Below are 8,117 nucleotides of genomic sequence, written 5' to 3'. Positions count from 1 at the left end.
CACCGAACACCCGGACGGATTGGTCGTTTCGCTGAAACGATTTGGCAATCGCCATAATTCAGACAAAATGCGCGGTCACTGGCGCGATGCGCTCGGAGCCACGCACGTGATCACGGTCGTATGACCGCGATCCGCGATGTGCAGCCGTGCTCAGCGCACGGTGATCACGCGGTTGTGCCACCCGGTGGAGCCGTCGGGGAAGGGCGGGGTGCGCTGCTCGGTCTGCCGCTCCCCCGTGCCGTCGGTGGCGCGGACGCGCAGCGTGTGCGTGCCCGGTGTGGCAGTCCACTGCCAGGTCCACTGCCGCCAGGTGTCGACGGAATACTCCGCGGCGAGGGTCGCGGGCTGCCAGGGCTGGTTGTCGACCTGCACCTCCACGCTCGCGATACCGCGGCGCTGCGCCCAGGCGACTCCGGCGACCGTCAGCGGCCCCGCGGGCACGGTGGCGAACGACGCGGGGACGTCGATCCGGGAGGCGATCTTGATCGGGGCGCGGTCGGCCCAGCCGCGCTCGGTCCAGTAGGCCCGGGCGCGGTCGAAACGAGTCACCTCGAGCTCCACCACCCACTTGGTGGCGGAGACATAGCCGTACAGTCCGGGCACGATCAGCCGCGCCGGATAACCGTGCTCGATCGGCAGGGCCTCGCCGTTCATGCCGATCGCGAGCAGTGCGTCGCGGCCGTCCAGCACCGTCGACAGCGGAGTTCCGGCCGTGAACCCGTCGATACTGCGGGACAGCAGCATATCGGCGTCGGGCCGCACCCCGGCCTCGGCGAGCAGGTCGGCCAAGGGATAGCCGAGCCAGCGGGCGGTGCCGACCAGGTCGCCGCCGACCTCGTTGGACACGCAGGTGAGCGTGATGACGCGCTCCACGGCGGGGCGTCGCCGCAGCTCGTCGACATCGAATTCCACGGTGCGGTCGGTCATTCCGTGTATTCGCAGTCGCCAGTCGGCACTGGCCAGCGCGGGCAGTTGCAGTGCGGTGTCGACCCGGTAGAAGCGGTCGTTGGGGGTGAGCAGCGGGGTGATTCCCGGAACGGGCACTTCGGCCTCCGGCGGGATGGGCGGCGCCGTCCGGCGGGCAACGGGGAGCACGAATCGCGCCCGATCGGCCACCACGTCGCGCAGGCGCGCACCCAGCCAGCGACCGGTCGCCGCCGCACCGGCCGCGACCGCGCCCACGGCGACCGCGCCGGTCAGGAATCGCCGCCGCGACAATCCCTCCGGTTCCCCCGGGCGGGACATCGCGGTCCACACCAGGGCGCGCAGGGCCAGGATGCCGGCGGCGATCCCCACCACGGTGGGCAGCGCGAACCACGGTGTGGCAGTGGGCCGTTGCAGCGCCGCCAGCGCGGTGACACCGCCCAGCAGGAGCAGGAGCGCACTGCCGATGGGCCGGCGGCGTTCGAGCAGGCCCGCGATGGCCGCGCCGCTGGCCATCACCACGGCCATGGAGACGAACAGTGCCAGCTTGTCATTGCTGCCGAAGCGTCGAATCGCGGCTTCTTTCAAGGCAGTCGGAGTGTGGTCGACCATGGTCGCGCCGAGCGCGAAGAACGGCGAGGACGCCGGATCGACGAATACCGCGACCAGATGCCCCACCCCGAGCACCGTGGCGGCACCGAGCATCCCGGCCAGCGCGGCCCGGCCGCGACCGATCCCGGCGGCTGACGAATGCCGTGGGGAGCCGAGGGCGGCACTGTTCGGTTTCGACATCACGACTCCTTCGATCGAGTCGGCTCAGGTGAGGTTCAGGCTGGCCACCGGGGTGGTGGTCGGCAGCGGGGAGCCGCCGGCGGGTTCGATGGTGACGGCCAGGGTGTCGGTGGGGCCGAAAGCAGTAACCACCGGCATGGTCGACAGCGCGTCCACGATGGCGGCCGACCGCGGTTGGCCGCCCAGTTCGACCAACCAGATCTGATAGCAGCGGCCGACGGGCGGAACCGGTACATCCCGGAGGTCGACCGCCGCGGCACCCAGCATCGCCGAGGTGCGGATCGACAGTTCACCGCCGCCGGTGACCTGGACGGTCCGGGTCAGCGCGTCCGGCTGCCGCTCGATCATCGCCGCCGTAATCTCGCCGGGACCGGGTGGCTCCCCGGGGCGTTGCACGACGAAGCCGATCCCCGCGCCTAGCGCGATCACCAGGACGAAGGCCGCCGCCAACCAGTCCAGCCGGGAGAACGGACCCAGGCCACCGTGCCATCGGTATCGCACGCCGCGCCCGGCGACTCGGATGACACGGTCGAGCGCGCGCAGCAGCCGATCCTCCAATTCCACCGGGGGAGGCACGGAATCGACCACGGTGAGATCGGCCATGGTGTCGCGGATGGCGACGACCGTGGCGTCGAACTCGGCGGCGGTGAACCGGTCGGCGCGTTCCCGCCGCTCCTCGATGACGGCGCGCTCCTCGTCGGATACGGCGTCGATCGCGTACAGGTAGGCGAGTTCGAGCAGGTCCAGATCGGGCCGCTCGGTGGTGCTCATCGGACGTCGCCTCCTGTCAGGCAGGCCGCCAGGCGCTTCAGCCCGTCGCGGATACGGGTTTTCACGGTGGGCACGGGCGTGCCCAGGTGGTCGGCGACCTCGGAGTACGTGCGGCCGCTGTAGTAGGCCAGGGCGAGGGTCTCCCGCTGCAACGGCGTCAGTGTTTCCAGGCACCCGCGCACCGCCCGCTCGTCGAAACTCTGCTCCACGGCTTCCAGTACGACGTCGTGGTCACGACCCAGATGCAGGTGGCCGTAGGCGTTTTCCCGTCCGGTCGCCGACCGCTCCATGCGGATGCGGTCGACGGCCCGGCGATGGGTCAGCATCATCAGCCAGCCCATGGGACTGGCCATCCGCTCGTCGTAGCGACCCGCCAGTGACCACGCCTGGAGATACACCTCCTGGGCGATCTCCTCGGCGGTGGATCGGTTGCGCAGCATGCGCAAGGCCAGGCCGTAGACGCGGTGGCTGGTCAGGCGGTACAGCTCGGTGAACGCCGCCCGATCGCCCCCGCCCACCGCCGCCAGCAGGCCGACGAGGCGTTCGGCGAGTTCCCGGTCCCGCCCCGGGCGGTCGGCGGGACAGGACGGCTGCGCCACCGCGGTCTGCTCCAGGTCACGGAACAGCGGAACAACCGTCGAATGCTCGTCTTCGGTCATGCGGGCACCCGCGGCATTCCTCCGAACTCGGCCGAGTTGAACGGGATTCGCGGCGTCGGCATCAGACTCTCGTTTCCTGGCGGCGTGGTGGACGTGAGCGACCACGGGCGTGTCGGACCGTGCGCTCAGGCGGGCGGCATCAGCACGGAGTCGATCATGTAGACCGTCGCATTGGCGGTCTTGACCCCACCGCATACGACCGCGGCGTCGCCGACCTTGATGTCGTCCCCGTTCCGGGTGACCGTGACCGATCCGCCCTCGACGGTCTGATGCGTTCCGGCGATCTCGTCGGGCGCGATCTGTCCGGGGACCACGTGGTAGGTGAGGATCTTGGTCAGCGTCGCCGAATCGGTCTTCAGGCCGTCCACGGTCTCGCTCGGGATCTTGGCGAAGGCCGAATCGACGGGCGCGAAAACGGTGAACTGCCCGCCGTTCAGGGTGTCGACCAGGTTCACCTCCGGGTTGAGCTTGCCCGACACCGCCGACACCAGGGTGGTGAGCATGGGGTTGTTGGAGGCCGCCACGGCGACCGGATCCTGCGCCATACCGCTCACCGAACCCGCGCCGGTGGGCACCTGCTCGGCATATTCCGTACAGCCGGGCCCGACCAGGTCCGAGGCCGCGTCGGCGGTGGTCGTCGCGGCCGCCGCCGTGGTGGTCGACGAGGTCGCCGCCGTGGTGGTCGACGAGGTCGCGGCGGTCGAATCGGACTGGTCATCGGAGCACCCGGTCACGACCGCGGTGGCGGCGGCCAGGGCGACGGCCACCGCGAGGGTGCGCTGCGACATCTTCATGATCATCTTCTTTCGTCGTGCGGCCCGCGTGCGCGACCGCGGAATTCGGGACGGGAGGGACTTCGGCCAGCCGTGCCGGTCGGATTGGTGTCCTTTCCGCTCGGGCCTTCGCCTGGTCACCGGCCGCGGGTCGGGGGCGGCAGCGACCGGTGACGTCCAGCAGCGGGGCGGCTGAGACCCCGAGTACTCATGGCCGTCCACGAGTACCGGAAGGACTTCGCCCAGCCCTCGCCCGCGGTTTGGTGCCCGACGAGATTTCTTCGGGCAACCACCGAAACCGACAGAATCCGCGCACCGACCACACCGCGACGACGAGCGTGCCGCAATCGAGACACGAGTGGCCGACGCACAGCTGCCCGGTGGCCGAGGAGATCACCCAGGAGGTGCGCCTTCAGATCCGGGCCGAGGCGAGTCGGTACGCCGAGCGGTTGACCAGCCCGCTCGGATGGCTGATGATGCCGCTACTCCCGAGCGTCCTGGTCGGTGCCGGTCGACGGTTCGGCGCACAGCGCGTGCAGGGCGGTCGTCATCGCGGCCACCGTGGACTCCACCGTGCTGTGCTCGAAAAGCTCTGCGGCATACACCATCTCGCCTCGGATTCCGGCGTATTCGCCGTTCGGGCCGTATTCCTCGCGCAGGTTCAGCAGCAGTTCCCAGGGGGTATGGCGGACCGGGACGGGGTGATGGCGGATGGTGAGGCCGGTGTCGGCGGTGTCGATTCGGGTGCCGCGCAGGTAGGTCACCATGACCTGGAACAGGGGGTGGTGGGTCCGGGAGCGTGGCGGGTTGAGCAGGGCCACGAGATCGTCGAAGGGGAATTCCTTGTTGTCGTATGCGGCGAGGACGCGTTCACGGACCTGCGCCACCAGGTCGCCGGGGGTGGGGGCGGCGGACAGGTCGGCGCGGACGACGGCGGTGTCGACCACGCAGCCCACCAGGTCGTGCAGGCCCGCGGTGTCCCGGGCGCTCAGGGCCACGCCGATGGGCAGGTCGGGGCCCGCGCCGCGATCGTGCAGGGCGAGGGCGAGGGCGGTGTGGACGAGCATGTAGACGCTGGCGCGGTGGGCGCGGGCGGTGTGTGCGAGCTCGCGGTGGGTGGCGGCGTCCAGGTGGATGGGCAGCGACGCCGCGCTGTTGTCGCGGCGGCCTGCGCGGGGGCGGTCGGTGGGCAGTACCGGGTGCGGTGGCAGGCCGTCGAGTGCGGTGCGCCAGTAGCGCGCCTGTCGTTCGAGGAGGGGGCCGTCGGCGTGCGTCAGTTGCCGGAGCCACAGCGTGTAGTCGGCGAATTGGGTTGCGGGAGATTCCCATCGGGGCGGGTGGCCGACCGCCCGCGCGCGGTAGGCGGTGAGCAGGTCGTGCTGGAGCACGGCCAAGGATTCGCCGTCGCCCGCGACATGGTGCAGGACGCCGAGCAGGATGTGGTGTTCGGGGCCGGTGCGGTAGAGGCGGATGCGCAGCGGTGGACGCGTGGTGAGGTCGAAGCCCACGGCGAGTTCGGCGTCCATCGCCCGGTCGACGCTGTCGCCGGTGGGCAGGTCGACGATCCGGAAATCCGGGTGTGCGGATGCCGTCGGCAGGATGTGCTGCACGGGCCCGTCCGTGCCGTACGGCAGGACGGTGCGCAGGATTTCGTGCCGTTCGACCACATCGGTGACCGCCGCCGCCACGGCCGTCGGATCGAGCGGCCCGGATATCTCGAGGCCGGTGGCGATCAGGTAGTCGGGGCGGTTGCCGCCGAGGTAGTTCACGGTCCACAGGCGTTGCTGGGCGGGTGCGAGCGGGATCGGGTCGGTACGGCGCACGGTGGCAAGGCCGTTCGGGAGGCGTTCGGGCGCACGGTCGGCGAGCGCCTGCTCGAGCGCCGCGACGGTCGGCGACTCGAACAGGTCGCGCAGCGATACGGCGACCCCGAGCCGGGACCGCAGCGCCGCGACCACCCGGATCGCCGACAGCGAATTGCCACCGAGCGCGAAGAAGTCGTCGGTGACGCCGACCTCCGCAATACCCAACGCCGCCGCGAACTCGCGCACGAGGACCCGCTGGCGCGGTGTGCCGGCCGGAATCCGATCACCGTTCGCGGGTACGGGAAGCGCGTTCACGTCGATCTTCCCCATGGGCGTCAACGGCAGCGCGTCCAGGGCCACGATGGCCGAGGGCACCAGGTAGGACGGCAGCGTCGACGCCAGCCGGGTCCGCAGCGCGGCGGTGTCGACCGTATCGGTCGCGACGATGTGCGCGATGAGCGACTGCCCGCTGGCGGCCCGGCGCGCGGTGACGATCGCGGCGTCGACGCCGGGCTCGCGCCGCAGCGCCGCCTCCACCTCGCCCGGTTCGACACGAAAACCGTTGACCTTCAACTGCCGATCGGCGCGGCCGAGGAAGTGCAGCAGGCCGTCGGCGTCCCAGCGCCCGATATCGCCGGTGCGGTACATGCGTCCACCGGCGGGGCCGAACGGGTCGGCGACGAAGCGCTCCGCGGTGCGGGCCGGGGCGCGGTGGTAGCCGTTGGCCAGTCCCGCCCCGGACAGGTAGATCTCCCCGGCGACACCGACCGGCACCGGTCGCAGCGCCGGATCCAGCACCGCGACCCGGGTGTTGTCGGCTGGACGTCCGACGGGTACGGGTCGGTCCGCCGCCATATCCGCCGGAATCGCGAAGCCGAGCGCGTAGCTCGTCGCCTCGACGGGTCCGTACAGATTCGTCACCACGGGCGGGCGCGCGCCGCGCCGTATCGTCGCGGCGGCGCGCGGCGGCAGCACGTCACCGGCGGACGCGATCATCCGCAGTCCGGCGAGCGCATCCGGTATCCGTTCGGCCAGCAGGTCGAACAGCCCGGCCGGCAGCATGATCGAGGTGACCGCGCCCGCGCGCAGGATCTCGGTGTAGTCGTGCACGTCGAGGACGCCGGGGCGGGCGATGACCGTCGTCCGGCCGGTGAGCAGCGGCAGCCACAGCTCCCAGACCACCATGTCCCAGTTGTGCGGCAGGTGCATGAGCATGCGCCGGTGCCCGTCGTCGCGGCCGATCCGGTCGCGGGCGCGGGCCACGATATTGCGATGGGTGACCTCGACGCCCTTGGACGCACCGGTCGAGCCGGAGGTGAACATGAGGGTGGCGACGGCATCGGCCGGTACGTCCACGCCGAGGTTGCTGTCATCGAATTCCGCTGCCACGCCATCGAGTTCGTGTAGCACCAGCTCGGTTTCGGTGAAGGCCAGCAGCTGTCGCACCCGCGCGGGCGGATAGCGGTCGCTGATCGGCACGCACAGTGCGCCCAGTTTGGCGATGGCGAGGAAGGTAACCACCAGGTCGACCGACCGCGGCAGCGCCAGACCGATCGGCACACCGGGGCCCGCGCCGCGGGTGCGCAGCCACCGGGCTACCCGGTTGGCGCGCGCATTCAGCTCGGCGTAGGTGACTTCCGTTCCGTCGTACCAGAGCGCGATGTCGTGGGCGTGCTCCCGTACCGTCGTCTCGAAACACCGACCGAGGCCAGCGTTCTCGACATCGGTGTCCGCGCCGCGTCCGGCGGCCAGCAGTGCGGCGCGGCGGGCGGGCGGCAGCAGTTCGAGCCGACCGACCGGGGACGGGTGCGGCGCGGTCAGCGCCGCCGCGGCGGTGCGGATGCGCGCCCACAGCTCGTCGATATCGGCGAGGGCGTCGATGCGGTCCAGATGCGCGCCGATGCGGAAGTCCAGGTCCTCGGCTCCGGGCACCACGACCACGGTGAGCGGAAAGTGCGTGCCGCCGATGACATCCACCGAGGTGACCCGCACGTCGGCGTCCGAGCCGTCGAGCAGCGGGGTGTCGAACAGCGCGGTGTCGAGCGGGAAGTTCTCGAAGACGAGCGAGGTGTCGAACAGATCGCTCACCCCGGCCGCCGCCATGATGTCGGGCAGTCCGAGATGGTCGTGGTCCATCAGCGCCACCCGGTCGCGCTGTATCCGGGACGCCAGTTCGAGCGGCGTCCACGCGGGATGGCGGCGCACCCGCAGCGGCACGGTGTTCATGAGCAGTCCGACGGTGTCGTGCAGATCGCCGGTGTCGCGGCCGGAGACGGTGATGCCGAAGACGACGTCGTCGGTGCCGGTGAGATCGGCCAGCACCAGCGCCCACAGGGCCTGGATCATCGTGTTGAGGGTCAGGCCGTGCGCGGCGGCCCGTTCGCGCAGCGCGG

5 protein-coding genes (1 of these 5 cut by a window edge) are annotated in these 8,117 nt (G+C 70.9%); all 5 read right to left on the bottom strand.

Translation table 11 applies throughout. The annotated features are described in order from the left end of the window. Window positions 1–150 precede the first annotated feature (150 nt). On the bottom strand, window positions 151–1,716 hold the full coding sequence (locus tag QJS31_RS04630) for a molybdopterin-dependent oxidoreductase (RefSeq protein WP_372341494.1): 1,566 nt from the start codon (window positions 1,714–1,716) through the stop codon (window positions 151–153). Window positions 1,717–1,740: 24 nt separating this feature from the next. Next, a complete protein-coding gene (locus QJS31_RS04625) occupies window positions 1,741–2,487 on the bottom strand; it encodes an anti-sigma factor (protein WP_306355997.1) in 747 nt (248 codons plus the stop codon). Continuing rightward, the gene (locus tag QJS31_RS04620) at window positions 2,484–3,146 is read right to left on the bottom strand and encodes a sigma-70 family RNA polymerase sigma factor (protein WP_282785067.1); all 663 of its coding nucleotides are present in this window, start codon (window positions 3,144–3,146) and stop codon (window positions 2,484–2,486) included. The genes QJS31_RS04625 and QJS31_RS04620 overlap by 4 nt, the downstream gene beginning before the upstream one ends. A gap of 125 nt (window positions 3,147–3,271) precedes the next feature. Then, window positions 3,272–3,940 (bottom strand): fasciclin domain-containing protein, encoded by a 669-nt coding sequence (locus tag QJS31_RS04615; protein ID WP_306355996.1) that lies wholly within the window; start codon window positions 3,938–3,940, stop codon window positions 3,272–3,274. A gap of 461 nt (window positions 3,941–4,401) precedes the next feature. Next, window positions 4,402–8,117, bottom strand: partial view of a non-ribosomal peptide synthetase gene (locus tag QJS31_RS04610; RefSeq protein ID WP_306355995.1) — the 3' end only. 3,805 nt of this gene lie beyond the right edge of the window; the window shows 3,716 of its 7,521 coding nt (coding positions 3,806–7,521); its start codon lies beyond the right edge, outside the window; it ends in the stop codon at window positions 4,402–4,404.

The organism is Nocardia sp. CC213A (assembly GCF_030766805.1).
GTDB lineage: Bacteria > Actinomycetota > Actinomycetes > Mycobacteriales > Mycobacteriaceae > Nocardia > Nocardia otitidiscaviarum.
Note: the sequence above shows the minus strand (reverse complement) of the source record. Positions and strands in the feature narration are given on the sequence as shown.